Here is a 25,315-nt window from a genome sequence, read left to right as displayed (position 1 = left end):
CGCGGTCGCTCTCCCCGCGCTCGCGGTGTATTCAGCCTCTGATCGACTAATTAGAGCGGTTCAATCCGCTATTGACGGAATGGTGATAGCCCTTTTTCCCCGGCTTTCGAACCGGCTTACCAACCGTCCGAGCAGCGCAAGTGAGACTGCACTAATGTTTATTGCAATTGCTTTCGTTGCAAGCGCTGTGGCCGCCGGACTGTGGGTTTCGATGCCTGTGCTCAATCATCTTCTTTTCGGCCAATCATACGAGACTGCTGTTGCTCTGGGGCGTACGGCTATCTTCCTTTTACCAGCAGCCGCGATAACCTCGATGGCAAGTACTAATGTATTGCTTATCCGCGGGCTGACGATCGACGTGTTGCTGGTATCTGTCGTGGGTGCCGTGGCCACTGCAACCTCACTCGCAATAAGCTGGGGCAGCCTAGGATCATGGGAAATCCTGCACGCTGTCCTGCTAGGTGAGTGGTCGGCAGCAGTTGTTGCGCTCGTTGTATCCTTCGCTCGCGTGGCAAGTTTGCGACCCAGGAGAGCGCGTGAGTCTGAGGAAGTAACACGATGAAGGTTCTCTTTATTGGATCCGATGTCTACGGCAGCAACTCCCGATCGATGAGAGATGGAATTATTCGGTCTGGCGACGAAGTCGTCACAGTTGATTCGGCCAAGATTTCAAATCTCACGGGCTGGTCATTCGCGCGTATTAATCGCAAACTGCTGGGCGGTAGACCGTCGAGGAGTGCGGTCGAACGCGTCATGAGCGATGTCGAGAGCGCGGTTGAAAGTTTCCGTCCGGATTGTGTCTTTGCTTTCAAAGCGATCAATTTGCCCCAGGCTAGACTGCATAGTCTGAGCGTACCGCTTAAAGTGCACTACAGTGCGGATGACGTTTCTAATGCTCAGAACGTCTCAACTGATTACTTGGAACACGAGTCGCTCTGGGATGCGGTTATCACCACCAAGTCGCATAATGTACCTGAACTGTTGGCGCGTGGTGTATTGAACCCGTTGCTCGTGTGGAGCGCTTACGATCCGGAGCTGCATTTTAGGTATCGCGATGTGGAACATTTTGATTTTTTATCCGGCTTCATCGGTAACTATCGGCCGGATCGGGAGAAAACAATCGATAGCTTGTGCACACTGTACGGTGAATTATTCTATTTGGCCGGCCCGGGTTGGCGGCGAGCGCGTCTCGGAGGGCTAAATTTTTCGCCAAAAGTGCACCCCGGCGTTTACGGAGCAATGTATTCACGCGCGATTTCCCGAGTATCCGCAAACCTTGTCCTCCTTAATTCCGATAATCGAGACCAGCACACCTGCAGGTCGTTCGAAGTACCGGCGGCGGGTGGTCTATTTGTCGGGCCGCGTACTGAGGAGCACGAAAAAATCCTGGAAGACGGTTCAGAAGCGTTCCTGTACTCGACCGAAGATGAGCTTTTCGAGATCCTCGAGAGATTGCGAGTAGATGTCGAGTGGGCAAGGAGAGTCAGGATCGACGGCTATCGACGGGTCGTTGAGGGACGTAACACCTACGCAGATCGTTGGAGTGAGATCCGCGATTCTTTGATTGGGCAGAGGTCAAAATAGTGCACTCGAACGCTTCTGCATGCTGGTTATTGATTACCTTTATTCTGGCACTCTTTTACCTGCAGTTCCGTTTAACGCGTCAAGCCAACGGAGTTGCACGCATCTTGGTTCTGTGTCAAATAGCCTACGTATTCTTGGGCTATATATTGCGGTCGGCGGTTCTATTAGTGGTTGAACCGATCCCGGGTCGGGGAGATCCTGTTGCTGATTTTAGGTTGTTTCGCTTAGGTTACGATTTTGCCCTCAGTCAGTTGCTGATAATTGTCGCGGTTGGCGAATTGGCCACAACGGTTGCGATTGCAGTCTTCTGTAGATTGGTAGCTCCCCCGGTAACCGACGTCGGTGACCCACCGGCTCGCACCATAGACGGTGGACATTTCGTTGGTGTTTGGATCTGTTGGGCCGGAGGTTTAGGTGCGCGAGCTCTCGACTACGCAGGACTGGATAATTCGATCGTTCAGCTAGGCACCATAGTTGCGTCCTCTGCGGCCGCGTATATCACCATATTTCTACTTCCTGAATCGAAGCGAGATTCATTTCTAATCTATGGCATGCTGTTCAGTGTAGAACTGACATGGTCAGTGCTTTCGGAATCAAAGACGCCAGCTATTGCAATTGCGTTGTCGCTCCTAATAAGGTTCGCCCGGCAGGGCTGGACGTATAGACGTTTCCTCATTGCGTCCCTTGGTGTTGTTTTTGTGGTTGCTATCTTTCCTCTTCTTCAGTCTGTCAAGCAGTCGAATTCTACGTCAGCCACTTTATCGGCAGTCGATGATCGATACCCCGTTTGGGTCAGTTGGCTAGGCCCACTTTTGCGTCGGTTCGATCTCTTGTCTGCAGTAACGGATGCTTGGTCGGCGCGTCCGGGTAATTGGATTTCTCTTGGGGAATATCTGCAGAGAGCCTTTACAGGCGGTATTCCAAACATTCTGCTGGGCTACGACAAACCTCTGGCAGGAGCTTCGTGGGCGGTTCAAGTACGCGCACAATCGATCCCAGGCGGCAGTGGGTCGGTTTCGTTGGCTGAGGGGCCAATCGCTGAGGGTTACGTCTTGCTCGGGTACGTAGGCTGTGTTGTTGTGTGTCTTATTCTGGTCCTCCTTACTCTCTTGACTGCAAGGTGGGTGTGTAGCGGCACTTTAATCCTCCAATTAATCGCGGTAGGATTCGCGGCGCAGTCCGGTCTATTTGAGAGGGGATTTCTCGGGGTGGCAGAAGACCTGTCCAAGTCGGTCCAGGCGGCATTGATCATTGGGTTGATCGCATTTTTGTGCCAGTCGCGAGGCATGAAGTATCCGCGTGGGGGATCGATTCGAGTGGTATATCGCAAATTAGAAGACTTTGCGCCGGAGCGCCAAGTCAGAACCTGAGACGGGAGCGGTGTCGAGATGCCGACGCTTACGATGATTGGGATGGAAAGTGTTGCGTTTCGTCCCGGAGGTCTGAACAGATACTTCGCAGCCTTGTGCAAGGAGTTTGAGCGCATGCCGGATTGGGACACCCGCGTTATCAGGTGGTCGGATCATGTTACGGTTAAGCGCGCCGGGGTTGTCGGGACTGCAAAGCGGGTGGTTTTTTACCTCCGGAAAGGCTTAGACGATCGAAGCGAGATCGTAGATAGTCATTTTTCGTTCTACGGGCTCGCCTACATCCTCGGTCGGTCGCTGTCGGGCAGGAAGTCGGGCTATACCTTCATTTCGCATTTTCACGGCCCGTGGTATGCCGAGTCGCGGATTGCGAAGCCGCGTCGATTAAATTCGTTCAAGTTCAAACGGCTGATTGAAAAATTTGTCTATTCGAGGTCGACCATTATCGTCGTATTGAGTGAATTTTTTCGGGATTACCTCGTCGAACATTTCGGGGTAGAGGGTGAAAAGATCCACATTCTTAAGCCGGGTGTGGACACCGAATGGTTCTTCTACAGGGAGTTCGATAAGCCTCGCCTGTCTGCAACAAATTTGCTTGCAGTGAGGCGTCTCGATGCTCGAATGGGACTCGATGTTGCTATTCGGGCATTACCGCATATGGATCCGTCCGCCACCCTGACGATTGCGGGCGATGGGCGAGAGCGTGGTTCGCTCGAGGGCTTGGTGTCAGAACTAGGCTTGATGGGCCGTGTTCATTTTGCGGGTAAGGTTTCCGATCGGCAGCTAGTGACGCTATATCAGACACACGACGCTACCGTTGTTCCTTCGATTGCACTAGAGGGTTTCGGTATGGTGGTTCTCGAGTCGCTATCTTGCGGTACTCCGGTGGTGGCTTCGCGGCTTGGCGGTCTAGTGGAAGCCTTAGAGGAGTTTGATTCATCGTTGTTGGTCGACCCAGGCAGTCCAGAGGCTCTCGCTTCCAGAATTTCGGCGGTTGTTGCGTCGGGTGCGCCTACCCGTGAGTCGTGCCGGGCCTTCGCTCTCTCCCACGAATGGAGTTCCGTCGCGAAAAATCATTCGGATCTTTACCGTGCATCTAGAGATGGTTAGGTCGGCGCAATATCCGACGAAGCCAGTGGGTTGGTGAAAGACTCGTGATGTTACGGTTCGCTACTAGCAGACGCTCTCGGATGGGATTCGAAATATGACCCAGACACATACCTTGTCAGTGGAACGTGCCTCGCTGGAAGGCGTGTTGGGTTCGCTCAGGCGTGGATGGCTGATGATCGCGGTTTCGGCGCTTGCCATTGGTTTGCTTGCTTGGATTTACTGCGTACTGCAAACTCCGATCTATCAGGCGACCGCTACGATGTACGTCACGTCGGGCACGGACGACAATTCTCAGACTGCTTATCAAGGATCGCTGGCGTCGCAGCAGAGGGTCACCTCGTATACCAAGCTGGTCAACTCGGATGCGGTCGTGCGCCAAGCGCTACAGAGCGCGAACCTCGACCTCAGTGTGGAGGACGCCAAGGCTGATGTGTCTGCCACATCGACAACGGAAACAGTCCTCCTCAACATCTCGGCGGTGAACAAGGATCGGGCCGAAGCGGAGAAGCTGGCCAATGCGATCTCGACCGCCATGACGAGTTATGTATCCCGTCTGGAGACCCCGAGCGGCGGCGGTCAACCCCTCGCCAAACTGACACTCGTGACGCCGGCCGATGCCAGCGATTCGCCCGTCACACCCAAGACCACTCGTGACGTGGGTCTCGGCGTCGTGGTCGGGTTGCTGCTGGGTGTCCTCGGGGTTCTCGCGCGGGCGCGGTTCAGCAACAAGATCCGCGATGAGTCGGATATCGCGGGCGTGAGCGACACTCCCGTCCTGGGCTCGATCCCCACCGATGAGCTGCTGAAGAAGCGCGGGTTGATCGACTTCAAGGGCGGGGCCACGCCATCGGCCGAGGCCTTCCGCAAGATCCGCACGAACCTGGCGTTCGCCAACGTGGACAGTCCGCCGAAGATCATCCTCGTCACGAGCCCGATCGCTGTGGAGGGCAAGACCACCACGGCGATGAATCTCGCGGCAGCCCTGGTGGAGGCCGGCAACCGAGTCGTACTGGTCGACGCGGATCTTCGCCGTCCTCAGGTCGACACCCGCAGCGGGCTTCTCGGCGACATCGGTCTCACGAACGCTCTTCGTGGCGACGGCGATCTCTCCGACCTCGTCCAGCCCAGTGCCGTGGACGGGTTGTGGGTCCTCGCGTCCGGCCCGCGCCCGCCTAACCCGGCAGAACTACTTGCCTCGAAGCGAGCCGGCACGACGCTCTCGGAACTCGCCACCTCGTTCGATTACGTGATCGTCGATTCCGCGCCGGTGCTGCCGGTCACCGATGCCGCCGTTCTCGCCCAATGGGTGGACGGCATCCTGCTTGTCGCCCGTTCGGGGAGCACCAGGTTCGGCGATCTCTCCGACGCGCACGACCAGCTGACCAACAGCGGCACGGCGGTCATCGGTTTCGTCCTCACCGAAGCGCCCACTTCGAAGGGGCGATACGGCTACTACGCCGTGAACCCGGCGCAGAAGAAGTCGCTGTTCGGCAGGAACCGGGAGCCGAAGGCGATCGAGCAGGTTCTCGAACCGAAACGCAAGCCCAAGCACTGAGGAGAACGAGTGTGCCTGGCGCGCAGCGGCAACCGCTGACCCGGGCCCAGCAGGCGCTGTGGGATCTGCAGGGGGCGTTGCCTGACGGGTCGGTCAACGTCGCGTACTACCTCGATCTCGTCGGCCCGTTGGACGCCGGGCTTCTCGACGACGTCGGCCGTGCCTTCGTCGCCCGGATACCGACGCTGTATCTGCGCTTCGAGACCGCCGGCGAGTCGATGCAATCGGTGTACGACCCCACCCTCAGCGACGCGAAGGTCGACCTCGATCTCCGTGCCGAACCCGACCCCATTTCCGCCGCGCAGAACTGGATGGCCACCGACGCGGCAACCCCCATCGACCCCGCCCGCGACCGCACCGCCCTGTTCGCGGTCGTGCGAATCGCCGACGACCGCCACCTCATCTACATGCGCGGTCACCACCTCGTCGCCGACGGCGGCGCCGCACTGCAACTCCTCGCCGAGTGGGGGCAGTGCTACACCGACGCCGTCGAGGGCCGCACCCCCGACTACCCACCGGCCGAGGACTTCGGGCCCGCGCTGCGCGCCGACGCCGACTACCTGACATCGACACGGCGCGAGCGTGACCGCAGCTACTGGCTCGACACCCTCGCCGGCGCACCACCACCGCCGACCCTGAGCCGCCGAGCCGGCGCGATGTCGACGCGCACTCATCACCTCACCGAGATCGTCGCACCCGGTACCTCCGATCTCCTCCGACAGGTGCAAGCCGCGCACACCACCACCATGCCCGCGGTCGTCGGGACCGCACTCGCGATCTATCTCGCCCGGATGACGGGACACCACGACATCCAGTTCGCGCTCCCGGTCGCCGCCCGCACCGTCGCGGCGCTCCGACACACCCGCCTTCCGGTCTCGAACGTGGTCCCCATCCGGACACAGCTCGACCGCACCACGACGGTCCGCGACGCACTGCGCGCGACACAGTCGGCAATGCTCGGCGCCCTCCGGCACCAGCGCTACCGATACGAGGGCATCCGGCGCAACCTCGCCGCCGCCGGTACCCCTGTGCCCACCACCCCCGGTGTCACCGGCCCCGTCCTGAATCTCATGCTCGCCGAGCCGACCATCCGCTTCGGTGACGCCGTCGGCGGCGTGCAGATCGTGAGCGCCGGCCCTGTCGACGATCTCGCTTTCACCGTCTATCCACGCGTCGCCGCCGACGGATCCGTCGCCACCCAGATGGACCTCGACGCGAACCCGCACCGCTACACCCTCGGCGAGGCCCGCGGCCACCACACCCGATTCCTGCGCCTTCTCGACACAATCTGCCGAGAACTGCTCGACGCACCCGACACCCTCGTCGCCGACGTCCCCCTGCTCACCGACACCGAACACGCCGCTCTCGCATCGGTATCGGGCCCGACGTGGACCCCCGAGCCTGCGCAGACCACCGACACCTCGCCACCCCCGGGTGACGTCGCGCGACTCGGCGAGACCATCGCCATCGAGATCCCCCGCGGCGCAGAACTGAGCCGCGCCATCCGCGCGGGCCTGTCGAGCCTGGCGACGATGCTCATCCTCGATCCCGACCTCCCCGCGACCCGGCGACAGCAGATCCTCGATCGGGTTCGCCCGCGGGCCATCGTCACCGCGGACGAGATGGCACCCCTGATCGAATCCGGAGTCGGCCCCTCGGCGGCCCCGCTCGACGCACCGGCCTACATCGTGTTCACCTCCGGCACCACGGGTGAGCCGAAAGGCGTGGTGGTACCGAGGCGGGGGATCGGTGCCCTGACCGCCGACCTGCGGTCGCGCTTCGGGATCGATCCCGGTGCGCGCATGGCGCAACTCGCCGCCGCATCGTTCGACGCGTCGATCTTCGAGCACATCCTCGCCGACGCCATCGGCGGAACGATCGTGCCGGCGCCGCCCGGCACCCTCGTGGGCCCAGAGCTCTCGCAATTCCTCAACGACCACAGCATCACCCACGCCGTCATCACCCCGAGCGTGCTCGCGACCATCGATCCCGACCACCTCGAACACGGCGTGCTGGCCACCCTGATGACCGCCGGCGAGCCCCTCCCCGGGGGCCTGGCTGCTCGGTGGGCCACAGGGCGCACCCTGCACAACCTGTACGGCCCGGCCGAGACCACCATCATGGCCACCGCCGCGAGAATCGAGCCCTTCGCCGACACCGCGCTCGCGCCACCGATCGGTGCACCCATCACCGGAACTCGCGTGCATGTCCTCGACGCCCGGCTGCGTCCCGTGCCGCCGGGTGCACTCGGCGAGCTGTACGTGTCGGGTCCGTCGCTGGCGCTGGGATACCTCGCCGACACCCCCTCGACCGCCGCGCGATTCGTCGCCGACCCGACCGCGCTCGGCGAACGGATGTACCGCACGGGCGACCTCGTCGCGTGGGACCACGACCTGACCGGCCTCACCTACCTCGGTCGTGGCGACCACCAGGTCCAGATCCGCGGCGTCCGTATCGAACTCGCGGAGATCGAATCGGTGGCAACGTTGATCGACGCGGTCGACGGTGCGGTCGCCCTCGTCGACGACGGCACGCTCGAGCTTGCGGTGGTCACCTCCGATCCCGTCACCGTGCGACCTGCGCTACGTCGCCTGTTCGCCGAACGCCTGCCACCGGCGATGTGGCCGTCACGGATCTCCATCGTCGATCACCTCCCGCTCACCCCGACCGGCAAGATCGATCGCGACGCCGTCGCCGCCCTTCCGCGGCTCGACCCCGACGTGCCGTACGTCGCGCCCAGTACACCAACGGAACTCGTGGTGGCCTCCGTGGTCACCGACGTGCTCGGGGTCGACGACCCGTCGGTGGCCGCCGACATCGTCGACCTCGGGGCGACATCCCTGAACGCGGTGGAGGTCGCGGCCACGCTGGTGCAGCGCACGGGGGCATCGGTGACCGTGCGCGACGTGCTGACGTCGGTGTCGTTGCGGGAGTTGGCAGGCCGCATCGATTCGGCGTTGTCGGCTAGCGATGTACCCCCGCGTCCCGACCATCCGCCCGCCTCCGCGCAGCAGACGGCGATGGTCGTCTCCGTGCGGCTCGACCCGACCTCAACGGCCGAGGTGCTGGTCGGATCGGTCACGCTGCGCGGCGCCGCCGGCAACGCGGGTGCGGTGCGCGCGGCCATCGCCGATGTGGTGGAGCGCCACGAGATCCTGCGCACCGTGGTGCGGGTCGGGGTGTCCGGTGAGCTCTGGCAGGACGTGCTCCCCACCGCCGACGCGATCGCGGGAATCCTGGTGGAGACGGTCCTGCCGGACCCGCGTGCGGTGACCGACCCGACCGCCTCTGTGCCGGCACAGATCTCGGTGCGGGAGCACGGCGACGCACTCGTCATCGCGATCGCGGTGCACCACGCGCTGATCGACGATGCGTCCATCGACGTGCTCGCCACCGACCTCGCCACCGCGTACGCAGCGCGACTCCGCTGCGCGGCACCGCACTGGACCGGGAACCCGATCCAGTACGCCGACGCCACGGCGATGATCGCCGCTGCGTTGGGCAGCCCATCCGATCCGGGGTCGACATACGCTGCGCAACTTCAGTTCTGGCGCGATGAGCTGCGTGACCTCCCGCCGCGACCGCGTCTGCCGTCGCCCTCGGCGAGCCACGAGACGGGCGCCCGCCAGGTCTCGGCGACGGTGGCGACCACCGACCTCGCGGGGGACACCTACGCCGTCGCGCACACGATCGTCGCCTCGGTGATCGCCCGCTTCACGGGGAGTCTCGACCTCACGCTGGCCACCGTGCATTCCGGCCGCGACCTGTTGCCCGCACGACCTGCCGCCGGGATGTTCGTCAACCCCGTAGCCATCCGGACGCAACTCGACCCCGGCGCCCCGTTCTCCACCGTGCTCGAGACAACCGAGACCACGGTCCGGAACGCCCTGCTGCACAGCGACCTACCCGCCGCTGATGTCGCCCGCATCTGCGAACCCCGGCGTTCGCCGACCATCGCCCCGCTGTCGGATGTGTTGATCAGCTACCGCTCCACCGACCGCGCGCACGGTGCCGCCGAAACATTCGGACTCGACATCGAGGTGTCGGAGGAGCCGGCACGTCACGCGCGGGTCCCGCTGCAGTGGAACCTCGATCGGACCACCGACGGGCTACGGGTGGCGCTCACCCACGACGCCGCGCTGATCGACGACGAGACCGCCGCCGCCATGGTCGACGCGGTGGTCCGGGCCTTCGGTCGTGCGGCAGCGAACCCGGAGGCGCGTCTGCACGAGCTGGTTCCGGGACCGGGGGCCGGTCTCGAAGCCATCCCTGCATCGGTGGACGAGCGGACCGTTGTCGACGTGGTGGCGGCCGCCGCCGACGCGTTCCCCACGGCGCCGGCGCTGATCGACGGCGACACGCGCTACAGCTACGACGAACTGATCACGCAGGCGCGCGCGATCGGCGCAGACCTGGCTTCCCGCGGTGTGCGTGCCGGCGACAGGGTCGCGATCGCCCTCCCACGCGGTGCCCGCGCGGTGATCGCTCAGCTCGGGATCCAGATGGCCGGTGCGGCCTACGTTCCCGTGGACATCGAGCTACCGGCGGCGCGGATCGCGGCGATTCTCGACAGGGCTGCGCCCGCGCTCGTGGTGGTCGACGGCGACACTCCCGACCTCGGTGCGCACACGACGGTGTCGCTCGACGAGGTGGTCGGCGACGGGGGAGGGTGGACCCCCGTTGCCCTGCCCGCCGGCGCGGAGGCGTACGTCATCTTCACCTCGGGGTCGACCGGCCGACCCAAGGGGGTGTCGGTGAGTCACCGCGCGGTGGTCGCGATGCTCGACGGCGTGGCCGCGAGCTACACGCGCGACGACGTGTTCAGCTGCGTGCACTCGTTCGCCTTCGATTTCTCGGTCTTCGAGATCCTCGCGCCGTGGCGTGTCGGGGCGAGCGTGGTGCTCGCCGACGTCGACACCGTGCGCGACCCGACTGCTCTGTGGCGTTTCGTGCAGGACAGGCGGATCACGGTGCTGTCGCAGACGCCGGCGGCGTTCGCGGCGCTGGCGGCCGAGGCGATCCGCGTGGGCGAGGGCGCGACCGCTCTCGGGCGGGTGGTGTTCGGCGGTTCGGCGCTCTACTTCGACCGTTTCTGGCGCTTCGCCGCGACCGTCGGCAACACCACTGCGTTCACCAACATGTGGGGGATCACCGAAGGGGCAGTGCACGTGACCTCGACACCGGTGGCCGTGACGTCGGAACGTCGCTCGCTGATCGGTGACCCGTTACCGGGGATGGCGATCAGCGTCCTCGACACCACCTTGGCGCCGGTCCCCACCGGCGTGTGGGGCGAGTTGTACATCGCCGGTGCGCATCTCGCCGACGGCTACCTCGGGCCCGCCGCGCAGACCACGGAGCGATTCGTCGCCGCACCCGGCGGCGCGCGGATGTACCGCACCGGAGACATGGTCCGACGCACCCACGACGGCCAGCTCGAGTACCTCGGACGATCCGACGACCAGGTGCAACTGCGGGGGTTCCGGGTGGAGACCGGCGAGGTGGCCGCCGCCCTGCGCGCGATACCCGGCGTCACCGACGCCGTCGTGTCCGTGGCGGACCGCGATCGCGTCGACGGCGGCACACTAATCGCCCACGTGATCCCGGCAGGCGACGACATCACCCCCGCGTCCCTGCGCGCAGCGGTGTCGCAGACCCTGCCCGCGCACGCGGTGCCGACGCGCGTGGTTCTCGTCGACGCGTGGCCACTGTCGCCGTCGGGGAAGATCGACATCGCCGCCCTCCCGCAGCCGACGCCCGGGCAGTCGGTCGACACCGGCCGAGACGTGGACGGATATCTCCCGGCGGTCCGAGCAGTCGTCGCCGGCGTGCTGGGACTGGCCGAGACCGACCTCGACACCGGTCTGTCGCTGCTCGAACTGGGCGCACACTCGCTGTCGTACATGCACATCGCGGTCGGGCTCGCCGCGGCAACCGGCCGCCAACCCGCGGTGCGCGACATCGTCGCCGCGCCGACGGTGGCCGCGTTGAGCCGGGTGGTCGCCCAGTCACCGGTTGCCCTGTCGCCCGTCGCAGCGATCGACGGTGGCGGCGACGGTCCGATCGAGTACGCCCCGACGGCGCAACAGCGTGGGCTGTGGTTCCTGCACCGGGTGTCGCCGGCGTCGACGGTCTATCACCTCCCCCTGCGCATCGACCTGAATGCTGCTGTGGGCGTCGATGTTCTGCGCGACGCGGCCATCGATGTGATCGCCCGGCACGAGATCCTGCGGACCGTTCTCGTCGACTCGAACGGGACGCCGCGGGCGCGTGTGCTGTCGGTCGCCGATGTCACCGCATTCGTCGACCGAGCGATCAGCGGTTCTCAGCAGGTGTCCGATGTGGACGCCGCCGCGGCTCTCGCCGCCCGCACCCCGTTCGACCTCGGGGCCGCGCCGGGCTGGCGGATGCATCTCTTCGACGTGCGCGGGCACAAGGGTTCGGGTCGTACAGACGCCGACGAGCCGGATCGGGTGCTGGTGATCGTCGCCCACCACGCCGTCGCCGACGGGTGGTCGGTGCAGATCCTCGGGCGCGACATGCTGACCGCGATCGCCGCTCGGATTCAGGGTGTCTCGCCGGTGTGGCCGGTACCCGCTGAGCCCTACAGCGTGTTCGCCCGTCGGCGTTCCGCGCGGGGCCCCGTGTCCGACGAGGTGATCGATCACTGGCGCCGCACGCTCGACGGTGCGCCCACACAGATGTCGCTGCCGGAACCGGCCGTCGGTGTCGACGGGTCGGGTCCCGAGCCCGCAGCGCACCTCGAGACCACGCTGTCGTCGACGGTGCGTGATCAGGTGGTCGCGCTCGCCGACGCGTGCGGGGTCACACCGTTCCACGTGGTCCATGTCGCGGTGAACCGGGTGATCGCCTCGATCGCCGGAACAGACGATGTGGTGATCGCGGTGCCCACCGCCGGTCGCGACACCGCCGCCGACCTCGCCGGTGTCGGCATGTACGTCCGGATGGTGTTGCTGCGCAGCGTCGTCGGCACCGACGTGTCGGTGCGGGAGGCGGTGTCGGCGAGTGCTCGGGCGCTCACCGAGGCCACCGGCGATCTCGCGATCGAGTACGAGGACCTCGTCGCCGCGGTCGCACCCGCGAACGGTGGTGACCGGCAACCGTTCCTCGACGTGATCGCGGCCTACGCCGAGGACACCCTCGACGCCGGGTCGTTGCCCACCGGCGACCCCGAGTTCGTGCGTGCGGTGACCCCGATCCGGGTGCCGCACGCCCGCGTGCCGCTCGAGTTCACCGTCACTTATCGCCGCGACGGCGGGCTGGAACTGGTCCTCACCGTCGGTACACGAACCGTGGACACGACGGTCGCGGAGCAGATCCTCGACCGCGTGGCCTCGATGCTCGAGACACTGGCCGAGGGCGGTCCGGATCGCGCGGTGCGGGAGGCGCTCCCACCGGCCGATCGCGCCGCGCTCGTCGGGCCGTCCCGTGCTCCGCTCCGTGACCCGGGGCGCGCGTTCGCCGAACACGCTCGGAATTCGCCTGATTCGGTCGCCGTCATCGACGCGGGTCGCTCGGTCACCTACGTCGAGCTGGCCGCCGCGGTGGATCAGCTGACGCGCTCGCTGTCCGAGAGCGGTGTCGGTGCCGGGACCCGCGTGGTGGTGACAGCGGGTCGATCGGCGGCGCTGCTCGCGGTGACGGTGGCGCTGCACGACCTGGGCGCGACGTACGTGCCGATCGATCCGTCCTATCCGGCGGAGCGTGCCGCGACGATCCTCGACGCGGTGTGGCCGGCCCTCCCGATCACCATCGAGCCCGCGACCGACTCCGACGGCGACACCACCCTCGGGTCGCGGGTGCTGACCTACACCGCCATCGGTGCGAGCCCGGCTGGGGTGCGGTCGTTGCCCGGTGATCTGCCGGCGTACGTCGTGCACACCTCGGGGTCGACCGGGACGCCGAAAGGCGTTGTGGTCACGCGCGACAACCTCGCGTCGATGCTGTCGGCGACGCTTCCGCGGATCGACCCCCGTCCGGGCGACGTGTGGACGTGGTCGCACTCGCCCGCCTTCGACTTCTCGGTGTGGGAGACGTGGGGCCCGCTGACCACGGGCGGTGCGGTCGTCATCGTCGACACCGACGCCGCGCGGGATCCGACGGTACTGGCGCGGCTTCTCGACGACACCGGCGTCACGATCCTGAGCCAGACACCGACCGCGTTCGCGCGTATCGCCGAGAGCGCCGCCCTGCATCCCGCTCTGCGATGGGTGGTGTTCGGCGGTGAGGCGGTGGCGCCCGCGACCCTGGCGCCCTGGGCCGCGCGCCACCAAGCGACGCAGCTGCTGAACCTGTACGGGATCACCGAGATCACCGTGCATCTCACCCAGCAGGTCATTGATCCCGCCGATCAGCGCAGTGTGATCGGGCAACCGCTGCCGGGGATGTCGCTGCGGGTGCTCGACTCGCGCCTGCGGCCCGTGCCCGTCGGCGCGCGCGGCGAGCTGTACGTCCTCGGCCCGCAACTCGCGGCCGGGTATCTCGACGAACCGGGCCGCACCGCGGAACGGTTCGTCGCCGCCCCTGACGGCGCCCGGATGTACCGCACCGGCGATCACGTGCGTCGCATCGACGCCGACCGCCTCGTCTACCTGGGACGCACGGATGAGCAGGTGCAGATCCGGGGATTCCGTGTCGAACTCGGCGAGGTCGTCTCCGCCCTGCGTGCCCTTCCGGGCGTGCGTGATGCCCGGGTGGTGGTGCGACCCGGACTCCTCGCGGGCGACGAGACGCTGCTCGGCTTCGTGATCGGTGATGACGTGGACACCGACGCACTGCGAACCCGTTGCGCTGTAGTGCTCCCCGCGCAGTCGGTGCCGTCGTCGATCGTGGCGGTGCCCGGCTGGCCGCTGACCCCGACCGGCAAGGTCGACACCGCAGCTCTGCTGGCAACCGCGGACACGGCCTCGACGGCGTCGCGGCCGCTCACGCCGCAGGAGCAGGTGGTCGCCGCGGTCGTCGCGGAGGTGACCGGAACCGATGTCGCGCGCATCGGCGCGGGCGCGAACTTCTTCGCGCTCGGCGGATCATCGCTGTCGGCAACACGTCTCGCAGCCGCCCTGTCCGACGTCGCCGGCGCCGCCATCACGGTGCGGTCGGTGTTCGACCACCCCACCGTCGCGATGCTGGCCGCGGTGGTCGACGCCGCGCATGACGTGGGTGTGACCGTGCCCGGTCCGGTCGCCATGCCCCGCCCCGACCGACTGCCGCTCACTCCGCAGCAGGAGGAGATCTGGCTCGAGTGGACGCTGCATCCCGAGGACACCGGCTATCACCTCGTGACCGCGGTACCCGTCGACGAGGATGTCGCAACGATGCTGCGGGATCCCGATTCCCGTGAGCGGATCGCCCGACAGGCCCTGGCACTCATCGAACGCCACGACGCCCTGCGCACCTGCTATCCCGTCGACGACCTCGGTCCACGCCAGGAACTCGTCGACCTCGACTCCGTCACCATCGATCTGACCCCGGTGGTGGTCGACGATGCGGGGGCGATCGTCGCGGATCTGCTCGCCCCGTTCGATCTCGCCGCGCAGCCACCGTGGCGGATCCGCGTCGCCGACACCCCGTACGGCATGGTGATCGGCGCCGCCGTGCACCACATAGCCGCCGACGGACGCTCGATCGCGGTGCTGGAGAGGGAGATCGCGACGTTCGTCGACGGCGCGACGCCTCCGATGGCGCCGCCACTCGACTTCGCCTCGTACACCCAGTGGTACCGCTCGATGCTCACCGCACGAGATGCGGATCTGCAGAGCTTCTGGCGCGGTGTGTTCGCGGAGTCGGTGCAGCCCATCCGGCTTCCCGGTGTCGCGGCGACGGTGGGAGAACGGGCACCCGAACCCGCGGTGGTCGCCGTCGCGCTCCTGCCCGCCGAGACGGTGACGCGATTGGCAGCGTGGGTGATCGAGCGGCACACCACCGTGTTCATCACCGTGCACGCCGCACTCGCCTCGGTGCTCGCCCGGCGCGGCTCCACCCGCGACATCGTCGTCGGGACGGCGACGTCGGGCCGCAACGCCGCGGCGTTCGCCGACACCGTGGGGATGTTCGCGCGAACGGTGCCGTTGCGCACCGACATCGACGTGGACGCACCGTTCACCGACGTACTCGCCGCGGTGACCGCCACCGACCTCGACGCCTTCGCCCACGCGGACCTTCCCGCCGCCGCCATCACCGCCATCGCCGACCCCGACCGCACCACCGCCGGGCGTGCACTCACCACGGTCGTGCTGTCGGACCTGGTGACCGATCGGCCGGGCAGCGCAGCGCTCTCCACCGATGTCGACGCCCTCGCGGCATCGGGGTTGTTGCGCACCGTCTTCGGGCTCGACTTCTCGGTCTCGCGGCACGGCGACGATCTGCGGATCGCGCTGGTGTACCGACCCTCGACCGTCGACACCGCCGTCGCGCAGGGGATGGTCGACGATGTCGCCACCGTGATCGACGCGGTTCTCTCGCAGCCGGATGTGGCCGTCGGGGACGTTCTGGTCGACACGTCGGCACGCTCGACGGGAACTGTGGCACGGTCGGCGGGGGAGGGGTGGGGTGAGCCCCGGGTGGCCGACGGCACGGTCGGCGGGATCCTGGCCGCCGCCGCGACACGGCATGCCGATCGGATCGCGCTGATCGACGGAGACGAACGGATCACCTACGCCGAGGCCGATGCCCACGCGCGGGCCATCGCCGGTGCGCTGCGTGCGGCGGGGGTCGAGCGCGGCGACATCGTGGTCTCGCATGCGCAGCGGTCGCGGTGGTCGGTCCTCGCGACGTGGGGGATCAGCTATGCCGGTGCGGCGTTCCTCGCGGTGAACCCCACCGACCCACCTACCCGACGCACCCGCGTGCTCGCCGACGCGGCGCCCGCGGCGATCCTCACCGCACCCGGCCACCCGGTCACCGACATCGCCGTGGACGCGCCGGTGCTGGCCCTCACCGACGCGATGACGCACGACCCGATCGTCGCGCCGGTCGCGGTGGGTCTCGACGATCTCGCCTACGTCGTCTTCACCTCGGGATCCACCGGTACGCCCAAAGGTGTTGCGGTGTCGCATCGGGGCGTGGGGCCGATGCTCGCGACACTGCTGAACGGTCTGTCGGTGGACGAGTCGTCGGTGATGCTGCACAACTACGCGCCGTCGTTCGACGCCCACATCCTCGAGGTGATGATGGCCGTCGCCGCCGGCGCGCAGATGGCGATCTGCCCACCCGAGGTGATCGGCGGAGACGAACTCCGCGACATCATCACCCGCCACGGCGTGAACACCGTCTACAGCACACCCGCGGTGCTGGGGACCATGGATCCGGCTGCGCTGCCACACGTCACGCGGATGACGGTCGGTGGGGAGGCGATACCGCCCGCCATCGCGGCCGCCTGGTCACCGCGACGGCAGCTCGCGAATCTGTACGGGCCCACCGAGACCACGATCGTGGTGACCGCATCGCTGAGGATGGACACCGGTCCGGTGCACATCGGGACCGCCGTCGCCGGATCGTCGGTCGCCGTGCTCGACGCGCGGCTGCGGCCCGTCCCCGACGACACCGTCGGCGAGTTGTACATCCGCGGTGAGTCACTCGCCCGCGGATACCTCGGACGCCCCGATCTCACCGCGGAACGCTTCGTCGCCGACCCGAACACCCCGGGCGCACGGATGTACCGCACCGGAGACCTCGCGCACCGCCGCTCCGACGGCACCGTGGTCACCCACGGCCGCACCGACAGCCAGCTCGCCGTCCGCGGCCTGCGTGTGGAACCGGCCGAGGTCGATGCCGCGCTGGTCGCGATCCCCGGTGTCCGCGACGCGGTCTGCGACCTGTACGCGACGCCATCGGGTGTCGACGTGCTCGCCGCATGGGTGGTCCTCGAGACTGCCGATGACCCGATGGATGCCGACGACGTCCGCCGTGCCGCGCGAGAGGTGTTGCCGCGCGGCATGGTCCCCGCGCTGATCACCGTGGTCAGCGAGCTGCCGCGCACGGCGAACGGCAAACTCGATCGACGCGCTCTACCGGCCCCGGCGACGCCGTCGGGTCGACCCGCGCAGACACCCACCGAGCTCGCGATCGTCGCGGTGTGGGCCCAGGTGATCGGCGTTGACGCCGAGACCATCGACACCGCATCGGACTTCTTCTCCCTCGGCGGGACATCGTTCAGCGCCACGCGGGTGGTGGGGCGGCTGCGGGAGTCCACCGGCCGCGACGTCGCCGTGCGACAGCTGTTCGATGCGCGGACCGTCGCCGACCTCGCGGCCGACCTCGACGCGATGCCCGCTACCGACGTACGCGGGGTGCGCCCGGTGCACCTGCCGACACCGGCGAGCGTCCCGCTGGCCTACCCGCAGCGTCGCATGTGGTTCCTCAACCGTCTCGATCCGGAATCGACGGCGTACACGGTGCCGGTGGTCGCGTGGATCTCGGGACCGGTCGACGTCGAACGGATCCGGCGTGCGGTGCGCCGGGTCGCGCAGCGGCACGAAAGCCTGCGCACCGTGTACCCCGACACCCCCGACGGGCCCCGCCAGGTGGTGCTGCCGTCCTCCGACGTCGCGATGCTGGCCCTGATCCGCGTCGACACCGGTGACGCGGAGCGCGCGGTCCGCGACTTCGTCACCACCCCGATCGATCTCACCGCCGCGACGGCGTTCCGGGCCGCGGTGTTCGAGGTGGTCACCCCCGACGGCCCGCGATGGTTGCTGGCCGTGGCGATGCACCACGTGGCGGTCGACGGGTGGTCGCTGCGCACGCTGCTCGCCGACCTCGCGACCGCGTACACCTCCGACACCGACCTGCCGGTGCCGGAGCTGACATACATCGACGTGACCCGCTGGCAGCTCGGGCGTCTCGGCGACGCGGGCGATCCGCAGTCGGAGTACGCACGCCAGATGGCATTCTGGGTTGGGGAATTGGCCGGCTTCGGTGAACCGCCGCGTCTGCCCGGCCACGGCTCGGGCTCCATCGGAGGGCGGGTGACCGGGGTGCTGCCGGCCGACCTCGCGGCGTCGGTCGCCGCGATCGCCCATGACGCCGGCGCGACCGTCTTCCACGCCGTGCACGCTGCCGTCGCCACGGTGCTGGCCCGGTGGACCGGCCGCCCCGACGTCGCCGTCGGGGCGCCGGTGCTCGGCCGCCCCGATCCGGCGTTCGAACCGATCGTCGGCATGTTCGTCAACACGGTGGTGCTCCGGACTGCGCTCGACCCTGCAGCAACCGTGCACGATTCGTTGCGCACCGTCCGTGACACCGACCTCGCCGCGATGGCGCACGACGGCGTCCCCTACGACGCGGTGGCCCGCGCGGTGCGCCCCGACCACCGCGGCCGCCACGACCCGCTGGTGTCGGTGCTGGTCGTGGCGCAGGAGGCGCGTGCCGTGCTCGATCCGGCGCTCGGCGACCCCGACGATCCCTCGGGTGGGATATCGCTGGGCGACAGCCGGATCGAGCCGATCGGCGACATCGATCACCTGGTGTCCGCGAAGTTCGACCTCGAGGTCGTCATCGCCCCGGCCCCCGGCGGCGCGCTCGAACTGATCGTCCTGCACGCACCGGCGATACCCGAGGCCACCGCGCAGGCCATGGCCGATCAGCTCCTGCGCCTGCTGACCGCGGCGACCGGCGCCCCGCACGAGCCGTTCCCGCTGATCGACGACGGCCTCCGGGCCGAGACGCCCGCACCCGAGGCGCCCGCAGAGCCCGCGGCGGATGCGGACGCCGACCTCGACGTCGACGTGGTGCGCACGGTGTTCGCCGAGGTCCTCGGCATCGCGGTCGGCGAGATCGGTGCCGACGACGACTTCTTCGGCCTCGGCGGGACGTCGTTGGCCACCACCCAGGTGGTCGCCGCGCTCGCGCGCCGCACGGGCCGTCGCATCCGGGTCGCGGAGGTGTTCGCGCACCCCACGGCCACGGCGCTCGCCGCGAGCGTCGCGGAGACCGAGGGCGACGAGGATACGGGCGGCGCGATCGGCGCGGCGCTGAGTCGGGTCGTCGCCGACGGGCCGATCGGTATCCGCACCCACCCCGACGAGAGCGGCGCCGCGATCTCGGTGCCGCTGAGCGTCGAGCAACGCCGAATCTGGTTCGCCGACCGGCTGTTACGCGGTCAGTCGGCGACCGCGGTCTACGCGGTGCCGGTGGTGATACCGCTCGACGACGCGATCACCGACATCGCGGTGACCGCCGCGGTGGTCGCGGTCATCGACCGGCACGCCCCGCTGCGCACGCACTACCCCGTGTCGGAGGCCACCGGCGAGCCGTACCAGCGGGTGCTGCGGTCGTGGCGCCCCGACATCCTCCCCGTCGATCTGGGCGCCCAGCCCCTCGCCGACGCGCTCCTCGCCCCGCCACCGCATCTGCGGATCCACCTCGGTGCGCCTTTCGACATCACCGCCGAACCGCCCGTGCGTGTCGCGATCGTGCGCTCGGCGGTCGGGGCGTTCCTGGTGATGGTGGCCCACCACGCCGCGCTCGACGGTCAGTCGGTGCAGGTCCTCACCGCCGACCTGCATCTCGCGCTGGCCGGTCGGTGGCTCCCGCCGCTGGACGTGACCTACCCGCAGTGGGCACTCGCCGAGCAGTCGGTGCCGATGTCGGTGCGCGCCGCCGACCGGGCCCGGCTCGTCGCCACGCTCCACGGGTACCCCGGCGTGCTCGAGATCCCGACCGACCGGCCCCGTGTCGCCGAGCGGTCGTTGCGCACCTCGACGGTGTCCTCCGACTTCCCGACCGACATCGTGACCGACATCGACGGCGTCTGCGCCGCCACCGGACTGACCCGGTTCGCGGTGATCCATGCCGCCCTGGCCCTGGTGCTCGGGCAGTGGGCGTCCACCGACGATGTCGCGGTGGGTACGCCGGTGTCGCTGCGGCGCCACGGTGAGACCGCCGACATGGTGGGCATGTTCGTCTCGACGGCGGTGCTGCGCACCAGGATCGGGCCGGGCACGGGTCTGCGGGACGCGCTGGACCAGGTCCGGTCGGTCGCCACCGCCGCACTCGAGGACACCGTGATCGGATTCGACGACCTCGTCGCGGCGGTCAACCCGCCTCGCGGCGCCGGGCGGCATCCCCTGGTGCAGGTCCTCCTCTCGCTCGTCGACGCCGCGGGCCCACTCCTTCCGGCCGGCATCGGAGACGTTCTCGGGGACGGCTCGCTGAGCGCCGACTCGGAGTTCGATCTACAGGTGACGTTCTCGGTGACCGATGGGGGTCTCGTCGCCACGGTGACCTATGCGACCGCACTGTTCGACCGTGGTACCGCCGCCGAGCTCCTGGCGCGGTGGCGCCGCGCGGTCACGCAGATCGCCGCGGCGTTCGACCCCGCGCGCACTGCGGGACCCGGGACCGTCGACGCGATCGATGTGCGGTCCGATCGTGAGATCGCCGGTCACGCAGCGCTCGCCGCCCCACTGCCCCCGGGAGAGCCGGTGACGCTGGCCGGCGTCCTCGACCGCGCGGTACGCGCACACGCCGGATCGATCGCCCTCGACGACGGGACGACGAGTCTCACCTATGCCGAGACCGAGGAGTGGGCCGATGCGGTCGCCGAGGCGCTCCATGCCCAGGGGGTGCGACCCGGCGACGTGGTCGCGGTGCGACTCGTGCGGTCCATCGAATCGGTGGTCGCGATGTGGGGGGTGGCGCGACTGGGCGCGGTGTACGCCCCCATCGACCCCCGCTACCCCGCGGCGCGCATCGAGCGCATGCTTGCCATCGCCGACGCCCGCGCCCAGATCGTTCCCGCCGGAACCGCAGGTGACGACCGACTGATCCCGATGGTGCCGCGACCCTCCACGCCGCGCGCGGTGGGACGACCCCAGCCCGTTCTCGTCGACGCGCCCGCCTACATCGTGTTCACCTCGGGCAGCACGGGTCGCCCCAAGGCCGTCGAGATGACGCACCGCGGATTGGCGCTGTACGCGGACCCCGCGCTACTGGGCATCGAGGCCGGCGATCGCGTCGCCCACGCGGCCACACCGAGTTTCGACATCGCCCTGATGGAATCGTTGTTCGCGGCCTCGGCCGGTGCGACGCTCGCGGTGATCGACGCCGACACCGTCAGCGGCGACGCGATGACCACGGCACTGGCCGACGCCGGCGCGACCGTCGCCTTCATCACCCCGGCGGTGCTGGTCACCCTCGACCCCGATCGGCTCGACGCGCTGCGCACCCTCTGGGTGGGTGGCGACGTGGTGGGACCCGACCTGGCGCGTCGATGGACGACCACCCGGCGCGGCGAACCGCGGTGGTTCGAGATCGTGTACGGGCCGACCGAGACCACCATCCTCGCGACGCGGTGGGCGCCGCCGTCACCGACACCCGACGAGACGTTCATCGGGGAGACCTTCCCGACGATGGGCTCGATCGTCCTCGACAGCCACCTGCGACCCGTCCCCGACGGCTGCATCGGCGAGCTGTACCTGCTGGGACCGGCTCTGGCGCAGGGCTATCGGGATGGAGCACTGAGCGCGGTGCGTTTCGTGGCGACGCCACCCGGGGTCGGGTCGCCCGGCGAACGCATGTACCGCACGGGCGACCGCGTTCGTCGCACGCCGGGTGGCCTGGCGTTCGAGGGTCGCGCCGACAACCAACGTCAGATCCGCGGCCTGCGCGTGGAACCGGGCGAGGTGAGCGCCGTGCTCACCGATGCCGGTGCGGCACAGGCGGTCACGGCGGTGATCGCCGGACCGGCCGGCGACGTCCTCGTGAGCTACGTGGTACCCGGCGAGAACCCCGTGGACCTCCGCGCCGCCGCCGCACGGGTGCTGCCCGCGCACATGGTGCCGGCGCAGGTGATCGAGATCGACCGGATCCCGCTGACCGTGGTCGGCAAGATCGACATCGCGGCACTGCCCGTGCCGCAGTGGGACACCGTCCGCGGCGGCGAGCCGCAGACTCCGACGGAGGCCGCGGTGCTCGAGGTGTTCCGGGCGACCCTGGGCCACCCGTCCATCGGTGTCGTCGACGACTACTTCGCCGTCGGCGGCACGTCGTTGCAGCTCGCCCGCATCACCGCGGCCCTGCGTGAACGCCTCGACGTCTCGGTCCCCATCACCGCGGTGTTCACGCACCCCACCCCGGCCGAATTGGCCGCACTGATCGACGGCGGGCTGATCGAGACCGGGATGATCGACGGTGGCCCGACCGGTGTGTTCCCCGCCGAGGTGGCCGCCCAGCTCGTCCACGTCCTCGACCTGGGTGATGTCGGCGAATCCTCGCCGACACCACTGTGGTTGGTGCACCCGGCCAGCGGCCTGGCGTCGATGTACCGTCCGCTCGCCGACCAGGTCGGCGGCCCGGTGTTCGGCCTGCAGCTTCCCGACCTGCTTGACAACGCACAGACGTCGCCCTCGACCATCGGGGCACTCGCCGCCGAGCACCTCGCCGCCGTGCGCGCGCGACAGCCACACGGTCCCTACCGATTCGGCGGCTGGTCGCTCGGTGGGCAGATCGCGCACGCGATGGCGCATCAGGTGGTGGACGCCGGCGAGACGGTGGAGCTGCTGGTACTCGTCGACGGCCGCACCGGTGTCGACGTGTCGGCCGCGGGCGAGGGCGCGATCACCATCGACCCCGACATCGCCGACGCCCTGCGCGCCGTCGACGCCGCACGATTCGACGCCTACGCCCGCCGCATCACCGACATCGCCGCCTCGGCCGCCGACTTCATCCCGGCGCCGACGGCGATCACCCACACGGTGCTCGTCGTCGCCTCCGACACCAACGACATCGCCGTCGACCGCTGGCGACCGGCCCTGACCGGCCGCGTCACGCGGCACGACATCGACGCCGTCCACGCCGATCTCGGCGAGCCCGCGACGATGCGCGCGATCGGTGACATGCTCACCGGTACCGATCACACGACCGAGACGAGGGGACCCCGATGACGGCATCCACAGAGGCCTCACCCGCCCGCCCGCGGCGACGGCGTCGTCGGATCCTGCTGGTGGTCGGGCTGCTCGTGGCGCTGCTGGTGATCGCGGTGCTGTACCTCGGTTACCTCGCCTACAAGGCGAAGGGTGATCTCGAGACCGCGCGCACCCAGGCGACCGCGGCCCGTTCCGCGGTGCTCGACGGCGATGTCGCGAAGGCGAAGGCCGCTGCTGCGCAGGCACAGTCGTCGTCGGAGTCGGCGCGATCGAAGACGCACGACATCGTGTGGTCGGCCGCAGCGGCGGTCCCGTGGCTGGGCGACCCTCTCGACTCGGTGTCGCAGATCTCCGACGTGGTGGCCGACCTGTCCCGCGAGGTGCTCACTCCCATCGCCGATCTCGCGACCACTCTCGACCCGACGAACCTGCGCACGGGTGACAAGGGCATCAACACCACGCTGCTGGCCCAGAACGAGACGAAGCTGGGCACCATCGCCGACGCCGCCGAACGCATCGACACCCGTGCCGCGGGTATCGACGGGTCGTGGTTCTCCACCGTCTCCGACGCCCGCGACCAACTGGTCGGACAGACCACGAAGACGAGCCGCTTCATCCGCGGCACCGACACCGCCGCGAAACTGCTGCCACCCATGCTCGGCAACAACGGGGTGCGACGCTACTTCTTCGCCTTCCAGACCCCGGCCGAATCCCGCGCCACCGGTGGGCTTCTCGGCGCCTACGGTGTGATCAGTGCACGCGATGGGCGGGTGAACGTCGACAACCTGGGCCCCAACACCACGTTGCGTGCGCCGTCACGACCGATCGACCTCGGCGCCGAGTTCGACACCAACTACGCGATCAATCGGCCCTATGTCGACTCCCGGAACAGCAACGTGAGCTCGCACTTCCCGTACGCCGCGCAGATCTGGATGTCGATGTGGCGCCAGCAGACCGGGACACCGCTCGACGGCGCCCTGGCGACCGACCCCATCGCGCTGAGCTACCTGCTGAAGGCGACCGGACCGATCACGTTGACCGACGGCGAGCAGATCACCGGCGACAACGTCGTCGACATCACGCTGTCGAGCTCGTACAAGCGCTTCGGCGGCGACAACCCCGCCCGCAAGGCCTACCTGCAGGAGATCGCGAGCAAGGCCATCACCACCCTGACGACCGCCCGCGGCAACACCGGCGGAGTGCTCGAGGCGCTGGGCCGCGCGGTCCACGAACGCCGACTCATGGTCTACAGCAACCGCGCCGACGAGCAGGCGCTCCTCGCGAGTTCGGGCCTCGCCCACGAGGTGCAGCAGACCGGTGCGCCGTACGCCGAGGTGACGGTCGGCAACCTGGCCGGTAACAAAATCGACTACTACCTGCGCCGATCGGTGCGCTATGAATCCGGCGCGTGCACCGGCGACATGCGCCAGAGCACGCTGACGGTGTCGCTCACCAACACCGCGACCGATCTGTCGCTACCGGCGTACGTGATCGGCGGACTCGGCAACCCCGACAAACGGATCCGACCGGGCACCAACTACGCGAACGTCACCGCCAACCTCACCAACGGAGCGGTGCTGCAGACGATCACTGTCGACGGCGAGTCCCCGCTGTACGGCACCGGAACCGAACTGGGGCATCTGCACGTGATGACGCAGCTGCGTATCAAGCCCGGCGCCACCGCGGTCGTGAAGTACACGTACCTGGAACCGACCTCGGCCCGGGGGGCCGCCGTGGTCCCGGTGCAGCCGCTCGTCGATCAGCCGGCCGTGACCGTGAACGTGCCCCAGTGCCGTTGATGTCCCCAGTGCCGGAGA

At 67.9% G+C, this 25,315-nt stretch carries 5 protein-coding genes; all 5 read left to right on the top strand.

What is annotated here, in order from left to right:
- Positions 1-558: 558 nt before the first annotated feature.
- The 5 genes from OG579_RS08385 to OG579_RS08365 all read left to right on the top strand — a co-directional run bounded on the left by OG579_RS08385 (position 559) and on the right by OG579_RS08365 (position 25,297).
- The gene (locus tag OG579_RS08385) at positions 559-1,584 is read left to right on the top strand and encodes a CgeB family protein (RefSeq protein WP_328858755.1); all 1,026 of its coding nucleotides are present in this window, start codon (positions 559-561) and stop codon (positions 1,582-1,584) included.
- A gap of 1,412 nt (positions 1,585-2,996) precedes the next feature.
- Positions 2,997-4,061, top strand: coding sequence for a glycosyltransferase family 4 protein (locus tag OG579_RS08380; protein WP_328858754.1), 1,065 nt, complete (start codon positions 2,997-2,999; stop codon positions 4,059-4,061).
- Positions 4,062-4,179: 118 nt separating this feature from the next.
- Positions 4,180-5,616, top strand: coding sequence for a polysaccharide biosynthesis tyrosine autokinase (locus OG579_RS08375; RefSeq protein WP_328858753.1), 1,437 nt, complete (start codon positions 4,180-4,182; stop codon positions 5,614-5,616).
- A gap of 11 nt (positions 5,617-5,627) precedes the next feature.
- Complete coding sequence (locus tag OG579_RS08370) at positions 5,628-23,516, top strand: non-ribosomal peptide synthetase (protein ID WP_328858752.1); 17,889 nt, start codon at positions 5,628-5,630, stop codon at positions 23,514-23,516.
- The gene (locus OG579_RS08365) at positions 23,513-25,297 is read left to right on the top strand and encodes a DUF4012 domain-containing protein (protein WP_328858751.1); all 1,785 of its coding nucleotides are present in this window, start codon (positions 23,513-23,515) and stop codon (positions 25,295-25,297) included. The genes OG579_RS08370 and OG579_RS08365 overlap by 4 nt, the downstream gene beginning before the upstream one ends.
- The last annotated feature ends 18 nt before the right edge of the window (positions 25,298-25,315 follow it).

The sequence above is a fragment of the Williamsia herbipolensis genome, assembly GCF_036153515.1.
Lineage (GTDB): Bacteria > Actinomycetota > Actinomycetes > Mycobacteriales > Mycobacteriaceae > Williamsia_A > Williamsia_A herbipolensis.
This window is presented reverse-complemented; position numbering and strand designations above follow the sequence as displayed.